The 19,324-nt window shown below is 31.9% G+C and carries 15 protein-coding genes; 6 read left to right on the forward strand and 9 right to left on the reverse strand.

Features of this window, described 5'->3' with window-relative positions; all coding sequences use genetic code 11:
* Positions 1 to 82: 82 nt before the first annotated feature.
* The 9 genes from ES045_RS01785 to gdhA (ES045_RS01825) all read right to left on the reverse strand — a co-directional run bounded on the left by ES045_RS01785 (position 83) and on the right by gdhA (ES045_RS01825) (position 11,349).
* Positions 83 to 823, reverse strand: coding sequence for a methyltransferase domain-containing protein (locus ES045_RS01785; RefSeq protein ID WP_147111440.1), 741 nt, complete (start codon positions 821 to 823; stop codon positions 83 to 85).
* Positions 823 to 1,989: an NAD(P)/FAD-dependent oxidoreductase gene (locus tag ES045_RS01790; protein WP_147111443.1), complete on the reverse strand. Its 1,167-nt coding sequence runs from the start codon at positions 1,987 to 1,989 to the stop codon at positions 823 to 825. Before ES045_RS01790 ends, ES045_RS01785 begins: the two co-directional genes overlap by 1 nt.
* Before the next feature lie 57 nt (positions 1,990 to 2,046).
* Complete coding sequence (gene dinB / locus ES045_RS01795; RefSeq protein WP_147112107.1) at positions 2,047 to 3,129, reverse strand: DNA polymerase IV; 1,083 nt, start codon at positions 3,127 to 3,129, stop codon at positions 2,047 to 2,049.
* Positions 3,130 to 3,151: 22 nt separating this feature from the next.
* Entirely contained in the window at positions 3,152 to 3,997 is an 846-nt protein-coding gene (locus ES045_RS01800; RefSeq protein ID WP_147111447.1) for an alpha/beta hydrolase family protein, read from the reverse strand.
* Between the two features lie 6 nt (positions 3,998 to 4,003).
* Positions 4,004 to 4,657 carry a LysE family transporter gene (locus ES045_RS01805; RefSeq protein ID WP_147112110.1) on the reverse strand — a complete coding sequence of 218 codons (654 nt, stop codon included), beginning with the start codon at positions 4,655 to 4,657 and terminating at the stop codon, positions 4,004 to 4,006.
* A complete protein-coding gene (locus ES045_RS01810) occupies positions 4,632 to 5,255 on the reverse strand; it encodes a LysE family transporter (protein WP_147111452.1) in 624 nt (207 codons plus the stop codon). Before ES045_RS01810 ends, ES045_RS01805 begins: the two co-directional genes overlap by 26 nt.
* A gap of 85 nt (positions 5,256 to 5,340) precedes the next feature.
* Positions 5,341 to 6,678 carry an NADP-specific glutamate dehydrogenase gene (gene gdhA / locus ES045_RS01815; protein WP_147111454.1) on the reverse strand — a complete coding sequence of 446 codons (1,338 nt, stop codon included), beginning with the start codon at positions 6,676 to 6,678 and terminating at the stop codon, positions 5,341 to 5,343.
* A gap of 179 nt (positions 6,679 to 6,857) precedes the next feature.
* Positions 6,858 to 9,890 carry a PEP/pyruvate-binding domain-containing protein gene (locus ES045_RS01820; RefSeq protein ID WP_147111458.1) on the reverse strand — a complete coding sequence of 1,011 codons (3,033 nt, stop codon included), beginning with the start codon at positions 9,888 to 9,890 and terminating at the stop codon, positions 6,858 to 6,860.
* 115 nt (positions 9,891 to 10,005) lie between these two features.
* Positions 10,006 to 11,349 carry an NADP-specific glutamate dehydrogenase gene (gdhA, locus tag ES045_RS01825; RefSeq protein WP_147111461.1) on the reverse strand — a complete coding sequence of 448 codons (1,344 nt, stop codon included), beginning with the start codon at positions 11,347 to 11,349 and terminating at the stop codon, positions 10,006 to 10,008.
* 212 nt (positions 11,350 to 11,561) lie between these two features.
* Here gdhA (ES045_RS01825) and pheS point away from each other — a divergent pair, with 212 nt between their 5' ends.
* The 6 genes from pheS (at position 11,562) to ES045_RS01855 (ending at position 19,321) form a co-directional block, all read left to right on the forward strand.
* Positions 11,562 to 12,581, forward strand: a complete 1,020-nt coding sequence (gene pheS, locus ES045_RS01830) for a phenylalanine--tRNA ligase subunit alpha (RefSeq protein WP_147111464.1) — start codon at positions 11,562 to 11,564, stop codon at positions 12,579 to 12,581.
* Positions 12,581 to 12,844, forward strand: a complete 264-nt coding sequence (locus ES045_RS01835) for a hypothetical protein (protein WP_147111468.1) — start codon at positions 12,581 to 12,583, stop codon at positions 12,842 to 12,844. The genes pheS and ES045_RS01835 overlap by 1 nt, the downstream gene beginning before the upstream one ends.
* Before the next feature lie 237 nt (positions 12,845 to 13,081).
* Positions 13,082 to 13,585: a GbsR/MarR family transcriptional regulator gene (locus tag ES045_RS01840; protein WP_147111471.1), complete on the forward strand. Its 504-nt coding sequence runs from the start codon at positions 13,082 to 13,084 to the stop codon at positions 13,583 to 13,585.
* A 13-nt stretch (positions 13,586 to 13,598) separates the two neighbouring features.
* Complete coding sequence (locus tag ES045_RS01845; RefSeq protein ID WP_147111474.1) at positions 13,599 to 14,732, forward strand: efflux RND transporter periplasmic adaptor subunit; 1,134 nt, start codon at positions 13,599 to 13,601, stop codon at positions 14,730 to 14,732.
* Positions 14,733 to 14,754: 22 nt separating this feature from the next.
* Positions 14,755 to 17,898, forward strand: coding sequence for an efflux RND transporter permease subunit (locus ES045_RS01850; protein ID WP_147111477.1), 3,144 nt, complete (start codon positions 14,755 to 14,757; stop codon positions 17,896 to 17,898).
* Positions 17,899 to 17,902: 4 nt separating this feature from the next.
* Positions 17,903 to 19,321 carry an efflux transporter outer membrane subunit gene (locus ES045_RS01855; protein ID WP_189663011.1) on the forward strand — a complete coding sequence of 473 codons (1,419 nt, stop codon included), beginning with the start codon at positions 17,903 to 17,905 and terminating at the stop codon, positions 19,319 to 19,321.
* Positions 19,322 to 19,324 lie beyond the last annotated feature (3 nt).

Genomic DNA, 19,324 nt, shown 5'->3' on the forward strand with positions numbered 1-19,324 from the left:
GCTTTTACACAGAGGTTCTCGGAGATTTTTTTAAATATCTTTTTTGACACGTGTTTCACAGATACTTGTGATGTTTGTTACCCTAATTTTCAACTTTAAAACCTTTGACTTTTTTACGCTCTATAATCCATTGAAAACGAAATGCCCATTTCCAAGTTATTTGTGGTTTTACGTTTAATTTTTGAGAGATCCTTTCTAAATCATTTCTTTTGAACCCTCTTAAAACAGACGTTAATCCGTCTTCAATAATCATTTTATTTTTAATAAAAAGAGACAACAACATAAATAAATAATACGCCAATTTATGTCGATGTAAATCATTTACTACAATTGCTATTTTTGTTTGTTTTAAGGTGTTTCCTAGAAAAGATACTAATTGTTCTTCTTTAAAATGATGCAAGAATAAGGTTGCTAAAACAACATCAAACTGGCGGTTTTTAAATTCATTAAAAAAAATATCTTCTGTTTTAAAGCTTAATTCAGGGAATTCAGTTGATAATTCGTTTGCATATTCAATGGCTGTTGGGTTTGCATCCATGCCAATCAGCTTGAATCTATAACCATTTTTTCTTCCGAATTTAGCAACATCTCGTAAAATATCTCCATGACCACAACCAATATCTACAATGGTAAATTCCTGTTCTTTTGGGTGGTTTTTTAATACTTTTTTCAGCGAATTTAAAGTTACTAAATTTCCGCCTAAATAACGATTGATATTTTCTAATTTATCTAACGTATCTCGCAATAAATCGCCACCAATAGAAAAATCGTCCATTAGTTCTTCTTTGTCTGTTCTATTTTTTGTACTGATGAAGAAGTCCATTAAATTTTCATTGGTTTACCGTGGGTTTGTTTGATAATTATGGGTAATAAAAAAGGCAGTTTCTTTAAAATTTGAAGTAAAATCGATGCAATTCTATCTTTTCGAAATAACATTGCAATAAAATGTCCCGCTTTTAAACGCAAACTAAACTTTTTATTCCACTGCCTAAGATATTGCTTTTCAAACTCGTTTCTAGATGCGATTTCACCATTCAAGTAATTTAGAATGAGTTTAGATGCTATTTGTGCAGATTGAATTGCCATACTCATTCCGTTTCCACAAAGTGGATGAATCATTCCCGCAGAATCTCCACACATTAAAATATGGTTTTCTACTGGTTTTTTTGTTTCAAAAGAAATCTGACTAATCGTTAAAGGCTTTTCAAAAACTGCTTCGGAGTTCTTGAATATTTCTTTTAAAAATTGATTCTTAAAAACAACTTGCTCTTGAAAATCGTTAATGTTTTTATACTTCTTAAAGGATGAAAAACTAGTGATATAACACAAATTAATCGCATTATTTTCTACTTTAGAAACTCCACAATAACCCCCTTTAAAATTATGAAGCGCCACTAAATCATCTGGAAAATTTCCTTTTACATGGATTTTAACACCTAAATAAGGTGATTTTTTTTGGATAAAATTCCGTTCCATTTTCACATCTAATAAAGAACGTTTTCCAAAAGCACCAATGGTTACTTTGGTTGTAAAATTTTGATTTTCCTTCGTTTCAACCGAAAAAATATCATTTTCGAAATCTACATTTATTACTGAATCTTGTAAAATTGTTACACCGTTTTTTATCGCTTTTTCTAATAAAATAGAATCTAATTGATATCTTGAAATTCCAAACCCACCTAAAGGTAATTTTGCAGAAATAAGATTATTTTTTGTAGTTGATAATTGAAATTTTTTAATTTTAACAGCGCCAAAATCAAACGGATTGATCTCTAAAAAATCTAAATAAGGCAGCACTTCGTTTGAAATATATTCGCCACAAACTTTGTGTTTTGGATATTCATTTTTTTCAATCAATAGAACTTTTTTACCAAATTTTGATAAGTGAATTGCGTTGCACAATCCCGCCAAACCTCCACCAATTACAATAACGTCGAACGCAACTTTGCTCTCCTTAGTCTCATTATTAATCTTAATAAGTTCTTTCATTCTTGTTTTTAGCAGATCTCACAGGTTTTTAAAACCTGTGAGATCTTATTAATTTTGTTAAAATTCGAACTTTAATTGTACCCAAACAGGTGCAGTAATTTCTGTGTTTAAATTCCCAAAAGACAACCCTAATAAACGTACAGAATTTGGTAATTCTTCTTGATATAATAATTCTTTTACCACAGGAAAAAACTCGTTTTTCGTCTGCATAAAAGTTGCTTTTGTCTTACTTCTCGTTTGTTGTGTAAAATCTGAATATTTAATTTTTAAGGTAATGGTTTTTCCTTTAGTATCCGATTTTTTCATGCGTCTTTCTAACTCATCAGCAATTTTATCTAACTTTTCTATCATAAAAATTTCTGAAGAAATGTTTTCACTAAAAGTTCTTTCTGCAGCAAGAGATTTTCTAATCCGATTCGGTTTTACAGCATTGTTATGAATTCCGCGAACAATATTATAATAATGAGTTCCAGATTTTCCGAATAATTTCACCAATTCTTCCAAAGGTTTTTTCTTTAAATCATTTCCCTTGAAGATCCCTAAATTGTACATTTTTGCAGCAGTAACTTTACCAACTCCGTAAAATTTATTAACAGGAAGCTCTTCTAAAAACGGAATGACCTCATCTGGATGTACTGTTTTTTGTCCGTTTGGTTTGTTAATATCTGAAGCTACTTTTGCTATAAATTTGTTGATAGAAATTCCTGCGGATGCTCTTAAACCTGTTACATCGAAAATACGTTGTCTAATTTCTCTTGCAATATCATTTGCAGACGGATTTCCTTTCTTGTTTTCTGTAACGTCTAAATAAGCTTCATCTAAAGAAAGTGGCTCTACTAAATCTGTATACTCGTAAAATATTTCTCTAACTTTTTGTGAAATTTCACGGTACCGATCAAAATCGCTGTTTACAAAGATTAAATGTGGGCATTTCTGTTTGGCTAACATACCGCTCATTGCAGATTTCACACCAAATTTACGCGCCTCGTAACTTGCCGCAGAAATAACTCCTCTTCGCCCTTCACCACCAACTGCAATTGCTTTTCCTCTTAACTCTGGGTTGTCTAATTCTGCTACAGACGCATAAAAAGCATCCATATCTACATGAATAATTTTTTTAAAAGGAGGCAGTAATTCCATCATTAAAAATTACGAGATTTATTTATTTGTTATTAAAAAAGTCGATGCATAATTTTGTAGTTATCAACAACTCGGTAGACATCTTTTTTTCTTTCCAAGGATGAGAAACATTAAAAACATGATCTGCTCCTTCAATAATTTTAAATTTACTTTTAGAGTTCCAAGAATGTATTTTTTTTCCTTCTTCTAAAGAAATCGAAGTATCCTTATCTCCATGAATTATCAACTGAGGGATTTTTAAATTTTCTACTGCTTTCTGAATATTTAAACGTGTTTCATTTTCTTTAAAATCTTCATAAAACTGATAAAAATGTGGCATGTTTTGCTTTGTCCTTCCATTTAAAACATATTTAACGCCTATTTTTTTCCAATTTTCTAAATCGCCAATTGTTGATGATCTTGTTTCAAAATCGCAAACTGCAGCCAACGTAATTACCTTTTTTACTCTTCTATCTTCATTTGCTTTTAACAGCACAATTCCGCCACCTCTACTATGTCCAATAATAGAAATATCGTTACTATTAATTTCATTTTTAAATTTTTCTTCGGATGAAATCCAATTGATAACACTCTCTAAATCGTCTAGCTCTTTGGTGTAATTATTGTTTCCAAAAGCTTCTAAGTCTGGAAAATCTATAGGCTGTTCGACGGTTCCTCCATTATGAGAAAAATTAAACTTAATAAAGAACAAACCTGCATTTGCAAACCTTTCTGCCATTAAATTCCAAGCGCCCCAATCTTTAAAGCCTTTGTAACCGTGACAAAAAATAACTATTTTTTTAGGTTGATTATTTTCTTTGTAAAAAACATCTGTTACTATTGGTTTACGGTGTTTTCCTTCAACAATTATATTCGTGTTTTTTTTCATTTTATTTTAAATAAATCGTTTTATAATTGTAAAAATAGCAACGAAACCTGTTAAAATAGATAGTATTATATTAATGTCTTTTGTTAGTTTTCCTGTTTTTTGTTGAATTTTTTTCGCAAACTTTCCATATAAAAAAAGGATGTAAAATGTACCAATTACAGCTCCTAAAGTAAAAAATAATACGGGAATAAAATAAAAACTAAACAGCTTAAAAGTATCTAACAGTACTATAATTCCGCAAAAAAAAGGAATGGCAAACATATTTATTACAGACAAAGTAATTCCTGTTAAAAACGGAAGTTCCTTTTTCGTTTTAAGTTCTTCAACCTTCATTTTACCTTTTCTAGATGCTTTATAAAAATAATAAGACAACAAAATAAAAATAAGAATTCCTGCTTTTTCTAAGGTCTCCAAGATTGTTGGGTTTTCTGCAAGGTACTTTGTTAAAAGAACTGCTGTAATTACTTGCGGAATTGTAGTAATAGAAACACCAAACGCATATTTATTAGCCGCTTCTCTTCCTTTTTCTAAACTAATCTTTAAAGCCGTCATATTTAACATACTTGGCGTTATAGAGCCGACGAAAGAGAAAAAAAATCCGAAGAAAAAGAGTAAAAGTAGGTTCAAAGATAAATTATTGGAGATACAAATATACAGCATTTCCAATTGCAACAATTCCGGTTAAACAGCCTAAAATAAAATCCATTTTAGCAGCGATATACGTTAGTTTATGTTGAATTTTTTCAGCAACAATAGCATATAAGGAATACAAGGTAAAAGAGCCCAATGTAGAACCAATTGAAAAGTAAAATCCATTTAAATAGGAGTATTCAAAATACGCTAAACCTATTAAAACAGAAATTGAGGTAAAATAAAAAGGGATGGCTATTGTATTTAAAGAAGACATGATGATACCGTGTAAATAGGCTTTCGTTTTAGGAATTTCTTTTTTCTCTTTCTTCTCCTTTGAAGTATAATATAATCTAAAAAAATTAATCGATAAAAGAAAAAGAATTCCGGTTCCTATTTTTTGAATTAAAGTAATGTATTCTGAATTTTCCATTAAAATACTAGATAGGTAAGCACCAATATTTGCCTGAAAAAATAAAATGGTTGCATAACCACCAATTAAATAAAATGCGGCTTTTTTACCATTTCTTAAACTGAATTTTACTACTGTTAAGTTTAAAAAACTGGGAGTAATACTACCTGCTGCTGCAATACCAAAACCCAAGACCATAAAAATAAGGAAGTTCATATATTATTTTAGTTACGCAAATAAACAAAAAAACGCGTCAAAGAATTGACGCGTTTCATATTTGTAATAACTTAAAAGAGTTTTATTAGATAACACCTTGGTCTAACATTGCATCGGCTACTTTAATAAAACCAGCAATATTTGCTCCTTTTACGTAGTTTACATAACCATCTTCTTCTGTTCCAAATTTCAAACAAGCAGTGTGTATAGAATTCATTATTTGATGTAACTTAGTGTCTACTTCTTCTCTCGTCCAATTTAATTTCATCGCATTTTGAGACATTTCTAATCCAGAAACTCCAACTCCACCTGCATTTACTGCTTTACCAGGTCCATATAAAATTTTGGCCTTATGAAACTCGTGAATGGCTTCTGGAGTGCACCCCATATTAGAAACCTCTGCTACATATTGTACACCATTTGCTATTAACTTTGCTGCATCTTCTCCGTTTAACTCATTTTGAGTAGCACAAGGCATTGCAATATCACATTTTACACCCCAAGGTTTTTCATTTGGATAAAAGGTAGCTTCTGGAAACTCATCGGCATACGGAGAAACAATATCATTGTTACTTCCTCTTAATTGTAACAAGTAACTTATTTTATCATCATCAAATCCTTTTTCATCATGAATATAACCATCAGGACCAGAAATTGTAACTACTTTTCCGCCTAATTCTGTAATTTTTAAAGCAACACCCCACGTTACGTTTCCAAAACCTGAAAGCGCAATCGTTTTGCCTTTAAAATCGTCATTTTTGGTTTCTAACATTTCTTTTGTAAAGTAAACGCCACCAAAACCTGTTGCTTCTGGTCTAATTAAACTTCCTCCCCAATTTAAACCTTTACCTGTAAAAACGCCCGAGTTTTCTTGTTGTAGCTTTTTATACATACCATACATAAACCCTATTTCTCTAGATCCTGTTCCAATATCTCCAGCAGGTACATCTGTACTTGGGCCAATAAATCGCCATAGCTCTAACATAAATGCTTGACAAAAACGCATAATTTCGGCATCTGATTTTCCTTTTGGGTTAAAATCAGATCCTCCTTTACCACCTCCCATTGGCAATGTGGTTAAGGCATTTTTAAATATTTGCTCAAACCCTAAAAACTTTAAGATGCTTAAATTTACACTTGGGTGTAATCGAATACCTCCTTTGTAAGGGCCAATTGCGTTATTAAACTGTATTCTGTGACCTAAATTCACATGAACATTTCCTGAATCATCAACCCAAGAGATTCTAAAAGTTAAAATACGATCTGGTTCTACTAAACGTTCAATAATTTTTGCCGCTTCATATTGTGGGTTTTCATTATAAACTGTTTCAATAGACTCTAAAACTTCTTTAACAGCCTGTAAATATTCCTTTTCGTTAGGGTGTTTTGTTTCTAGATTTGTTAAAATTTCTGTGATATTCATATTAATATAATTAACAACTATTTATATAATAATTTTAATAACAAAAATACATCTTTAAAATTGATTTTTAAAAACATATTCAATGGTCTTTTTTAAGATTTAACAAAAAAATAATCCTTTTTTACGAATATGAGATTTATTTAAATATTTGAAGGATATTTTTTATTATATACATATTTTTACATAAATCCCTCAGGTGGCAACTCTTCATCTGTATTTTCTTCATTGGTATAAATATCTTTCAATGAAATGTCTGCTTTAAAAATTGCTGCTTTATTATTTGCCCCATCAACAACAGCTGTAAGTGGGTTCTTAAAGGAAATATGGCGTAAATAAGAATCTTCAAAAACAGCTTCTTGTTCATTTAGATAATCTACATCAAAAAAACCATCTTTTATAAACGGATTTATGGTTAGATACCCCACTTTAAAGGATGTTAAATTTTGAAAAAAATGAGTTCCTTGACTCGGATCTATTCTAAAATCCTCTAAACCCGATTCTACAATTATTTTTGCTGCAGAAATTTGAGACCAAATTACTGGAATTCCTAACCAAGAATCGCTGGAGCCCCAACGCCCAGGCCCCACTAAAATATAGGGTTTGTCTGTTACTACAAATTTTTTATTAATTTCTTCTACTGCTTTTGCGATGTCTCTTGTATTGGCTGAATTAAAAGTTTTGGGTTTTACATAGACAACATCGCAAATGTTTTCATACTTCCCATTTCCTAAGGCAGATTCAGAATAAATGATGGTGTCTGAAATGTCTAAGTTCTCAGGCAATTTACTTACCGTTTCTACACTTTCTACAATAGGTCTTATTTGTAAAAAACTAAATTCTTTTGGTTTTCCTGACGGAACATCTAACTTTACGGCAAACTCTATTTCTATTGGGTTTCTCATTTCTCGTTGCCCAATTCGTAATAATTCTTTTAAAATTTCCGGCAACGGAAAAGTGTTGTATTTTAAAATATTATCAAACGTAATTACACGAATTCCGTCTTGCATTACGCCTGGTCTAATCATATTGTTTTGTAAATCATAGGTAGATGCTACAAACTTTAAAGAACCATGATGTTCGGCTTTTCTAATGGTTATTTTCTTTTTATTGATCCCTTCACTGGTAGATGCTTTATAACTATTTGGGTCTAGATCTAAACCATAAAAATATTGCTGTGTGTTTCTTTGAGTAGAACCCGGAGAAGATAATTGTAGTACTTTTTTTGGATGATATGGCGAAAAACGTAAAGATTGCCCTCCACCTACAATTATTTCACCTAAACCTAAAGCAATATTGGCAATTCCTTCATTTGGTTTTTCTTCTCCAATGGGATAAAAATTAATAGAACGTGCCACTCCCGAGATATTTGGATAATACACATCTTGGTATTGTTTACCTGTAACCTCTTGTAAAATTACAGCCATTTTATCTTCTTCTATTGTGTGTGCTATTGCTTTTAAATATAATTTACTGTTTTCGAAAAAAGAAGATGCCATCACCGATTTTATTGCATTAGAAATCATTTCAACTTTTTTATCAATTTCAGAATCTGGAACCATATAAGTTGAAAAAACCCCTGCAAAAGGCTGGTAATTAGAGTCTTCTAAGATACTAGAAGATCTTACTGCAATTGGACATTTGGTTGTTCTTAAAAATGCTTTAATATCTTCTAAAGCCCATTCTGGCAAATCTTTTGAAATAAATTCGTTTAGTATTTTTTCATCATCCGAACATTCTGCAGCAAATTTAATTAATTTGTGCGTATCAATAAACTGATCAAAAACGTCTGTACTTATTACAACGGTTCTTGGTATTGTTATGCTTACGTCTTCATATTTGTTATATAAATTATTTCGCTTTAAAAAAGAGTCTATAAAAGCCAAACCTCTTCCTTTTCCTCCTAAAGCGCCTTCTCCAATTCTTGCAAACCGAACAAATTCATCATATTTATGTTTGTTAAATTTTACAATTACACCTCTAGATCTATAGATTCTATATAATTTAATAGCGCTATTTAAGAACTCTCTTATTTGATTGCTATTTTCAAAATCATTATATTCTATAGTGCTTAATAAATCTGCTAAAGGAAACAGCGCTCTAGATTTTAACCATTTAGAAAACTCACTTCTTGTTGCATGATACATCAAACTATCTTCTGTGACAATTTTTATTGCTTTTTGAAATTCACTTAAATCTTTAACTGTTGCTAAGACTTTCATTTGCGTTGGATCCCAAAATTCGAAGTCTCCAAAAGCAAAGTATTTTACAATATAGTTTCTAATGTCTACCCCTAATGTTTCTGAGTGTTTGTATAAAAATTTTCCTTTCAGTTCTAAAGCTCTTTTTTCATTACTTGCATCAGAAGATTGAATTAAAAACGGAAAATATCGCTTGTAATTTCGTACATAATTTAAAAATAAGAATCCTGCTTCTTCATTTCGTACTCCGTCTTTATAATAATTAACATCCGATATTACGCCTAATAAATTGTCTCTATAGGTATCAAATAAATGCATTCCTTCTTCAAAAGTTGTTGCTAATAAAATTTTTGGTCTCCCTCGCATTAAAAGCATCTTTCGATGCTCGTTTAACCCTTCAGACATTATTTGTTGGGTTTGTTTAAGGATCACTTTATAAATAAGTGGAATATATCTAGAATAGAATTTAAGAGAATCTTCTACCAACAAAATCGCTTTTACACCAACGCCATTAATATCAACTTCGGCGTTCATTCTGTCTTCTGTTAATTTTATGATGGCTAAAAATATATCTACATTTCCATTCCAATGAAAAACAAAATCTATAATACCGGTGTTCCCTTTTTTTAACTTGCTTCTTAGTTGTGACGAGTCATGACTTAACGCCGCAATTGGCACATCTGGAAAGGCTTCTTTAATTATTTTTGACGTTTCAAATGCTTTATAATTACCAATATCTAACCAAGTAATAATGATGTCAATTTTATGAGAGTTCATCATTTTAATGGCTCTTCTTGCAGAATTTGCGTGCACAAAATTTGGTGGATACCTTAAGTTTAATGAGGTATATTCATTAAAAATGCGCTCCTCAATTCTACCATCTTCCTCAAGCATGTAAAAATCGTAGTTAGAACAAACGATTAACACCTGATTAATTCTTTTTTTCATCAACTTATCGAAAGTAACTTCTTTAAATGCGTAAGATTTTAAGTTGGCTATTATATTTTCTTTCATATTAGTTCCTTTGTTTATTGACACACAATATATAAATTTTAGTTTTTAAAAAATTTAAAAATAAAAAAAGCGCATCAAAAATGATGCGCTTTCTACCTATTATTAAGTTTTTTGTTTACACAACACCTTGATCTAACATTGCGTCTGCAACTTTTACAAAACCTGCAATATTTGCTCCTTTTACATAATCTACGTGACCATCTTCTTCGGTTCCGTACGCTACGCAAGATGCATGAATATCATTCATAATTTTATTCAATTTCTCATCAACCCTTTCTCTTGTCCAGTTATAACGTAAAGAATTTTGGCTCATTTCTAACCCAGAAGTTGCTACTCCACCAGCATTCGATGCTTTTCCGGGAGCAAATAAAATTTTTGCCTCTTGAAATATTTCAACTGCTTCTGGTGTAGACGGCATATTTGCTCCTTCTGCAACACAGATACATCCATTTTCTATTAACGTCTTTGCTTCGTCACCATCTAATTCATTTTGAGTAGCACATGGTAAAGCAACATCACATTTTATTCCCCAAGGTCTCTCTCCTTCAAAGAATTTTGCGTTTGGATACTTTTCTAGATATTCGTTAATTCTACCTCTTCTTACATTTTTAATATCCATAACAAATGCTAATTTCTCAACATCTATACCGTCTTCATCATAAATATAACCAGAAGAATCTGATAATGTAACTACTTTTGCACCTAATTCAGTTGCTTTTTCTGTAGCATATTGTGCAACATTACCAGAACCTGAAACTACTACCGTTTTTCCTTTAAAAGAATCTCCGTTCGCTTTTAACATGTTTTGTGCAAAATACACATCTCCATAACCTGTTGCTTCTGGTCTAATTAGAGAACCACCCCAAGAAGCTCCTTTTCCTGTTAAAATACCAACAAACTCGTTACGCAATTTTTTATATTGACCAAACATAAAACCAATCTCTCTACCACCAACACCAATATCTCCTGCAGGTACATCTGTATTAGCACCAATATGACGAAATAACTCAGACATAAACGATTGGCAAAATGCCATTACCTCTCTATCTGATTTTCCTTTAGGATTAAAATCAGAACCACCTTTTCCTCCACCCATTGGCAAAGTAGTTAGCGAGTTTTTAAATACTTGCTCGAAACCTAAAAATTTTAAAATAGATAAGTTTACTGAAGGGTGAAAACGTAAACCACCTTTATAAGGTCCTATTGCAGAATTAAATTCTACTCTATACCCTCTATTAACTTGTATTTCTCCTTTATCATCAACCCAAGGAACTCTAAAAAGTAAAGTTCTCTCTGGTTCTACCATTCTTTCTAATAACTTTTTCCCTTGATATTTAGGATTGTCTTCGATAAACGGAATAATAGTTTCTGCTACTTCGTGTACTGCTTGTAAAAATTCTGGCTCGTTTGAATTACGTGCTTTAACGTAATCCATAAAAGCATTTATTTTAGATTCCATAATTTTTTAATATGATTTTTATGGTATTAGTTAAATTTTTTTGAGACACAAAGATAGCTAATTTTCAATATGATGTATTTAATTATCAAAAATTATTAAATCTAGAAACCTTCGTTTTCAAACGATTTTACAACCAGAATAGCAATACTTTTAATTTCCATTCTAAAACTCTTTAAAAAAATGTAAATTTGCAGCCTAATTTAGAATTAAAAATGTTAGATAAAGTCAAAGAACTTATTGGTGATGTGCAAGCTTTTAAAGCAACAACCAAAGATGAAGTAGAAACATTTAGAATTAAATATTTAGGAAGCAAAGGTTTGCTAAAAGAGCTATTTGCTGAATTTAAAAATGTAGACGCAACAATGCGTAAAGATTTCGGACAAGCATTAAACAACTTAAAGAAATCTGCAGAAGATAAAGTTGCAGAATTAACAGACACTATAGCAGGGGCTTCAAGCGAAAAATCTTTTTATGGTGATTTAACACGTCCATCAGAACCAATTAATCTAGGTTCTCGTCATCCAATATCATTGGTAAGAAACCAAATTATTGAAGTTTTTAATAAAATTGGTTTTACTGTTTCTGAAGGTCCAGAGATTGAAGATGATTGGCACAATTTTACTGCCTTAAATTTACCAGCATATCATCCTGCAAGAGATATGCAAGATACCTTCTTTATAGAACAAGACCCAGATATTTTATTAAGAACGCACACTTCTTCTGTACAAGTGCGTTATATGGAAGAGAATAAACCGCCAATAAGAACCATTTCTCCAGGAAGAGTGTTTAGAAATGAAGATATTTCTGCAAGAGCGCATTGTATTTTTCACCAAGTGGAAGGTTTATATATAGATACAGATGTTTCTTTTGCCGATTTAAAACAAACACTTTTATATTTTACAAAAGAGATGTTTGGGAAGTCTAAAATTAGATTGCGTCCTTCTTATTTTCCATTTACAGAGCCCAGTGCAGAAGTAGATATTTATTGGGGGTTAGAAACAGAAATAGACTACAAAATTACCAAAGGTACAGGTTGGTTAGAAATTATGGGGTGTGGTATGGTAGACCCTAATGTATTGAAAAATGCAAACATCGATCCAACAAAGTATTCTGGCTATGCATTCGGAATGGGAATAGAACGTATTGCCATGTTATTATATCAAATACCAGATATTAGAATGTTTTACGAGAACGACAAACGTTTCTTAGATCAATTTAAATCAGTTATATAATGAATTATTTTACACAATTTTGGGATGAAGAAAGAGATGATGAAAATGCAAGTTGGGGAACCTCTACTTGGTTTTTTGAAACGAATGACGCAGATGAAGTTTTAAAACAAATCACTATTTACAAAAATGATAAAGTTTTTAAATATAGTGAAGAAAATTTAGAAGATGAATTTGGTGGTTTATGTATAGATACGTTAACTATTGATGACTGCGACGGAGATGTAATCTCTAAAGAAGATTTCTATAAAATTTGGGAATCTTAATTTTATCAATTCAAATTTAAGAACACCCCCCTCTAAAAAACTCTGTAAAAGCTAGTTAAATAGCATTTATAGCCCTTTATTACACAATTTTAAGCCGATAATCCTATCGGCTTTTTCATTTAACACTAATTTAACTTCGCTTAGTTCTGTTTGTTCAGAACCAATAATATATCTTTGCAAAAAATTATACTGTAAACAGCCCAATGGTTTTCAAAAACAGTCATAAAATAATTAAAAATGAAAGAAGAAATCTGCAAAGAAAAGATGGCTTTAGTTGAAAAACTGGGAGTCCATTTAGAAAACAGAGAACACTTAGCCCCTGTTGCTGCAAGAATTTTATCTTATATAATTCTTACAGGTAAAAAAGGAACTACGTTTGAAGACATGGTAACTATTCTTTGTGCTAGTAAAAGTACCATCTCTACACACTTAAATCATTTACAGGATTTAAATAAAATTGTGTACTTCACAAAAACCGGAGATCGTAAAAAGTATTTTATTATCAACCAAGGTATGGTAGTGCAACATATAAATACCATGGTAAATAAATGGGGAGAAGAGCGTGAAATACATTTAGAATTAAAAAAATACAAAGAAACGATAAACAACAACAAAATTGAAAATGGAAATGAAAAATTCGATTTAAGTTTTCATGACGATTATATTAAATTTATAGATGGCGCAACGGCTTCTGTAGAAGAATTAAGAACAAAACTAACAAACAATAAATTCGATATTTAAACTAAAACAAAAAATGAAACATCATAAATTATCAACATTACTAACACTAAGTCTATTTTTAATTATTGCAAGTTGTGCAAAAAGTGAAAAACAAAATACTGCTACAGTAGAAAGGCCAGCACCTTCCTTTCCGGTAGCTAAAATGCAAGCCAAAACAATAACAGGTTACCAAGAATACCCTACAAGTATAGAAGGAGTGGTAAACAGTGCTGTAAGAGCAAAGGTTTCTGGGTACATTCAAAAAGTAATGGTAGACGAAGGTCAGAAAGTACGCAAAGGACAAATTTTATTCAAATTAGAAACACAGTCTTTAAGTCAAGATGCTGGTGCCGCAAAAGCACGTATTAATGTAGCGCAGGTAGAAGTAGATAAGTTAATTCCGCTTGTAGAAAAAAATATAATAAGTGCTGTACAATTAGAAACTGCCAAAGCAAATTTAGCACAAGCAAAAGCAAATTATAGCAGTGTTTCTGCAAGTATAGATTATGGAACTATAAGAAGCCAAGTAGATGGTAATGTAGGTGCTATTAATTATAGAGAAGGCGCATTGGTAAGCCCAAGTGATCCTAAAGCATTAACAACTGTTAGTAATATTGGTGAAGTGTATGCCTTTTTTAGTTTAAATGAAACGCAGTATTTAGACTTTTTACAAAATGCTGAAGGTAAAAACCTAGCAGAAAAATTAGCAAATTTTCCTGCTATAAACTTAATCTTAGCAAACGGAAGTATGTATGCAGAAAAAGGAAAAATTGAAACAAGTTCTGGGCAAATCAACGAAAATACCGGAACCGTAAGCTTTAGAGCTATTTTTAAGAACCCAAATCAGTTAGTTACCAATGGTAACAGTGGTAAAATTCAAATTCCTATTGTTTATGAAAATGCAACGGTAATTCCGCAGAAAGCCACATACGAGCAACAAGGAAATGTTATGGTTTTTAAGTTAGATAAAGAGAACAAGGTTGTTACTTCAATTGTAAAAGTAAAAGCAGCGGTAGGCAACTTATATGTTCTTAAATCTGGTTTAGATTTAGAAGATCAAATTGTAGTATCTGGCGTTGGTAAATTAAGAAATGGAATGGCTATTTCACCACAAGTAACTCCTTTTGATAAAGCTATTGAGCCTATCGCAACTTTATTTAAAAACTAGCAAACCATAAACTTATTAAGTTATGTTAAAAACATTTATTGAAAGACCCGTACTTTCAACAGTTATCTCTATTATTATAGTTGTACTTGGTATTATAAGTATCTCAAGTCTACCAATAGAGGAATACCCAGATATTGCGCCACCAACAATTAAAGTCGTTGCTGCTTACCCAGGTGCCAATGCAGAAACTGTTTTAGAGAGTGTAATTATACCTATTGAAGAGCAAATTAATGGTGTAGAAGGCATGAATTACATTACCTCTACAGCATCTAATAATGGAACCGCAGAAATTACGGTTTATTTTAATCAGGAAATGGATGCAGACATTGCTGCAGTAAACGTTCAAAATCGTGTTTCTAGAGCAAATTCATTATTACCACAAGAAGTAATTCAGAATGGTGTTACTACTCAAAAGCAAGAAACAAGTGCTTTGATGTTTATATCTATGTATTCTGAAAATGAGGATTACGATGCTACATTTATTCAGAATTACTTAAAAATAAACGTTATTCCTGCCGTACAACGTATTAGTGGTGTTGGAGATGTTAGTGTATTCTCACAACAAGACTATGCGATGCGTATTTGGTTGAAACCAGAGAAATTAGCCGCTTATAATTTAATTCCGTCTGATATTACCGCAGCTTTAAGAGAACAAAACTTAGAAGCAGCTGCAGGATCTTTAGGTCAGAATAATGGGGAAGCATTTTCATATACACTAACCTATAGTGGTCGTTTTAAAGACGAAAAGCAATATGGAGATATTATTATTAAAGCATTAGGAAATGGTCAATTCCTTCGTTTAAATGATGTGGCTAAAATAGAATTAGATGCCCAATCATATTCTTCTAATGCCATGAGTTTAGGAAATCCTGCCGTATTTATGGGGATTTTTCAAACAAAAGGTTCGAATGCTAAAGAAATTATAGAAAATATTAAAACCACTTTAGAAGGCGTTAAAAAAGACCTCCCAAAAGGTTTAGATATTTTTGTGCCTTATGATACCAGTTTATTTTTAAATGCATCTATAGATAAAGTAATCACTACTTTATTGGAGGCTTTTGTATTGGTGTTTTTAGTAGTGTTCTTATTTTTACAAGACTTTAGATCTACCTTAATTCCTGCAATTGCAGTGCCGGTTTCTATTATTGGTACTTTCTTTTTCTTGAATGTTTTTGGATACTCTATTAACTTGTTAACACTATTTGCATTAGTGCTCGCCATTGGTATTGTGGTAGATGATGCTATTGTGGTTGTAGAAGCAGTGCATGCAAAGATGGATGAAGGGGAAAAAAATCCTAAAAAAGCAACGCTAACGGCAATGAATGAAATTTCTGGCGCCATTATATCTATTACTTTGGTGATGGCAGCTGTATTTATTCCGGTAACTTTTATCTCTGGACCAACAGGTGTTTTTTATGAACAATTTGGAGTTACTTTAATTATAGCGATTCTTATTTCTGCTGTAAACGCCTTAACATTAAGTCCGGCTTTATGTGCTATCTTATTAAAAACACACAAAGAAGACAAAGAATTAAAAGGCAAGAGTCCGTTAAAACGTTTTTACACATTATTTAATCGTGGCTTTAGCGCAACAGTAGAAAGATACGGACAGTCACTTCATTTTTTATTTAAAAGAAAATGGATTCCTGCATTATTATTAGTTTTAGCTGTTGTTGGAATTTTCTGGACATCTGAAAACACACCAACAGGTTTTGTACCTAATGAAGATAGAGGAATTATTTTTGCAAATATCGAGTTACCAGCAGGTGCTTCTTTAGATAGAACAAATGCTGTTGCAGAAGATTTGTATGAAAGAATAAATGGTATTGATGGTATTACAGGTGTAAACTTTATTAAAGGTAGAAGTTTAATTAGTGGTGCTGGTAGTAATTACGGTTTCGGAATTATAAAATTAGCAGATTGGGGAGATCGTAAAGATCCATCAACATCTGTGCAAGCCATTACAGGGAAATTATTTGGAGTTGTAGCAGGAATGCCAGAAGCAAATATTATTTTCTTCTCACCACCAAGTATTCGTGGTTTTGGAAACTCTGCAGGTTTTGAAGTGAATTTACTAGATAAATTTGGTGGAGAGTTTAAAGAATTAGATAAAGTGAATAAAGAATTTGCGATGGCTATCATGAGTCATCCAGAAATTAAATATGCACAATCGTCTTTCAACACAAATTACCCACAATACGAAATGGATATTAATGTGCCCTTAGCGAAAGAAAAAGGGGTGCCTATTAATAGTATATTCTCAACATTACAAAGGTATATTGGTGGCGTCTATGCATCTGATTTTTCTAAATTCGGAAAACAATTTAGAGTGTACATTCAAGCTTTACCAGATGATAGAGCAACTGTAGATGATTTAAATACCATGTACGTAAGAACAAGTTCTGGTGAAATGGCACCAATTACACAGTTTGTAAAATTAGAGCGTGTATATGGTCCACAGTCGGTAACACGTTTCAACTTATTTAATTCTACAACCATAACAGGTGCTACAAACGATGGTTTTAGTACAGGTGATGCTATTAGAGTTATTGAAGAAGAAGTGGCAAAATTACCCAGTAATTACACCATTGCGTATTCTGGTTTAACACGAGAAGAAGTAAGTGCAGGTAACCAAACGCTATTCATTTTTGCGTTGAGTATCTTATTTGTGTATTTCTTATTAAGTGCACAATATGAAAGTTATTTACTACCATTTGCCGTAGTATTATCACTTCCTTTTGGTGTATTCGGAGCGTACATTAGTACGTATTTATTCGGACTTGAAAACAACATTTATTTCCAAATTGCTTTAATTATGCTGATTGGTCTGCTCGCCAAAAATGCCATATTAATTGTAGAGTTTGCATTGCAGCGACGTAAAAACGGAGAAAGTATTGTTGATGCAGCTATTCACGGAGCAAAATCACGTTTACGTCCTATTTTAATGACCTCATTTGCTTTTATCTTAGGATTGATGCCGTTAGTATTAGCAAAAGGTGTTGGTTCTGAAGGAAACAATTCTATTGGTACAGGTGCTGTTGGAGGAATGTTGATAGGAACCATTTTAGGAGTCTTTGTTATTCCGATTCTATTTATATTATTTCAATGGTTACAAGAAAAAGTTTCTAGTAAACCAGCAGTTATTTCTCAACAAAATGAAGATTAATCATATGATATCAATTATAAAAAATACACCCCTTCAAAAGGGACTGGTTTTAGCTGTAATGGCTTTTACATTACAAAGTTGTTTTGTGGCTAAAGAGTATGCAAGACCAGAAATTACAGAGACAGAAAACTTGTACAGAACAGATAATTTGCCATCAGATAGTATATCTATGGCAGATGTTTCTTGGAAAACGTTGTTTACAGACACCTATTTACAGCAATATATTGATGAAGGATTGCAAAATAATATGGACATTCGAATTGCAATTCAGCAAATAGTTGCAGCCGAAGCGTATGCAAAACAAGGAAAAGCGGGGTATTTACCGTCTGTAAATATTGGTGCAAATGTTACACATCAAGAACTTTCTAAAAATAGTCAGTTCGGTGCGTTTTTAACAAACACTTCTACAGATCAGTTTGATGTTACTGCAAACCTTTCATGGGAAGCAGATATTTGGGGAAAAATACGTAGCAATAAACGTGCAACACAAGCAGCTTTTTTACAAAGTGTTGCTGGTCATCAAGCAGTAAAAACACAATTAATTTCTAGCATTGCCGCTACTTATTATAGTATTTTGGCTTTAGACGCGCAATTAGAAGTCACCAAAAAATCGATTGAAACAAGAAAAACTGGTGTAGAAACTATTAAAGCTTTAAAAGATGCAGGTTTAACAAACCAGGTTGCAGTAGATCAAAATATTGCACAATACAACAATGCAAAATCTTTAGAAGTAGATTTAGAGGTTGCCCTTTTTAAAGCAGAAAATACATTGAGTATTTTATTAGGTAAAACACCACAGCAGATGAAGAGAAGTAGTTTAGATACTCAAACAATTAATTCTGACATGAAATTAGGTGTTTCTTCTCAATTATTAAGAAACCGACCAGATGTTATGGCTGCTGAATACGGTTTAATTAGCGCTTTTGAATTGACAAATGTTGCTAAAAGTAACTTATATCCGTCTTTTAAATTAACCGCTTCTGGTGGATTGCAAAGTTTAGAATTAGACCAATTATTTAACGCAAACTCATTATTTGCCAATATTGTTGGTGGTTTAACACAACCTCTTTTTAATCAGCGAAAGCTAAAAACACAAAAAGAAGTTGCCATTGCACAACAAGAACAAGCGTTGTTAAGGTTTAAGAAAACATTGTTAGTTGCAGGGAACGAAGTTTCTAATGCCTTGTATGCTTACAGTTCTGAAAACAGAAAATTTCAATTCTTAAAAAATGAAGTGGAAGCTTTACGTAAAGCAGCAGAAAATTCTGAAGAATTGTTAAAAAACGGATACGCAACTTATTTAGATCTATTAACTGCTAGACAAAGTGCTTTAAGTGTAGAAATTAAGGTTATTGGCAGCAAATTACAACAACTACAATCTGTTGTGAACTTGTATGAAGCTTTGGGAGGTGGTTTAAAGTAAATA

The sequence above is a fragment of the Polaribacter sp. IC073 genome (assembly GCF_007997075.1).
GTDB lineage: Bacteria > Bacteroidota > Bacteroidia > Flavobacteriales > Flavobacteriaceae > Polaribacter.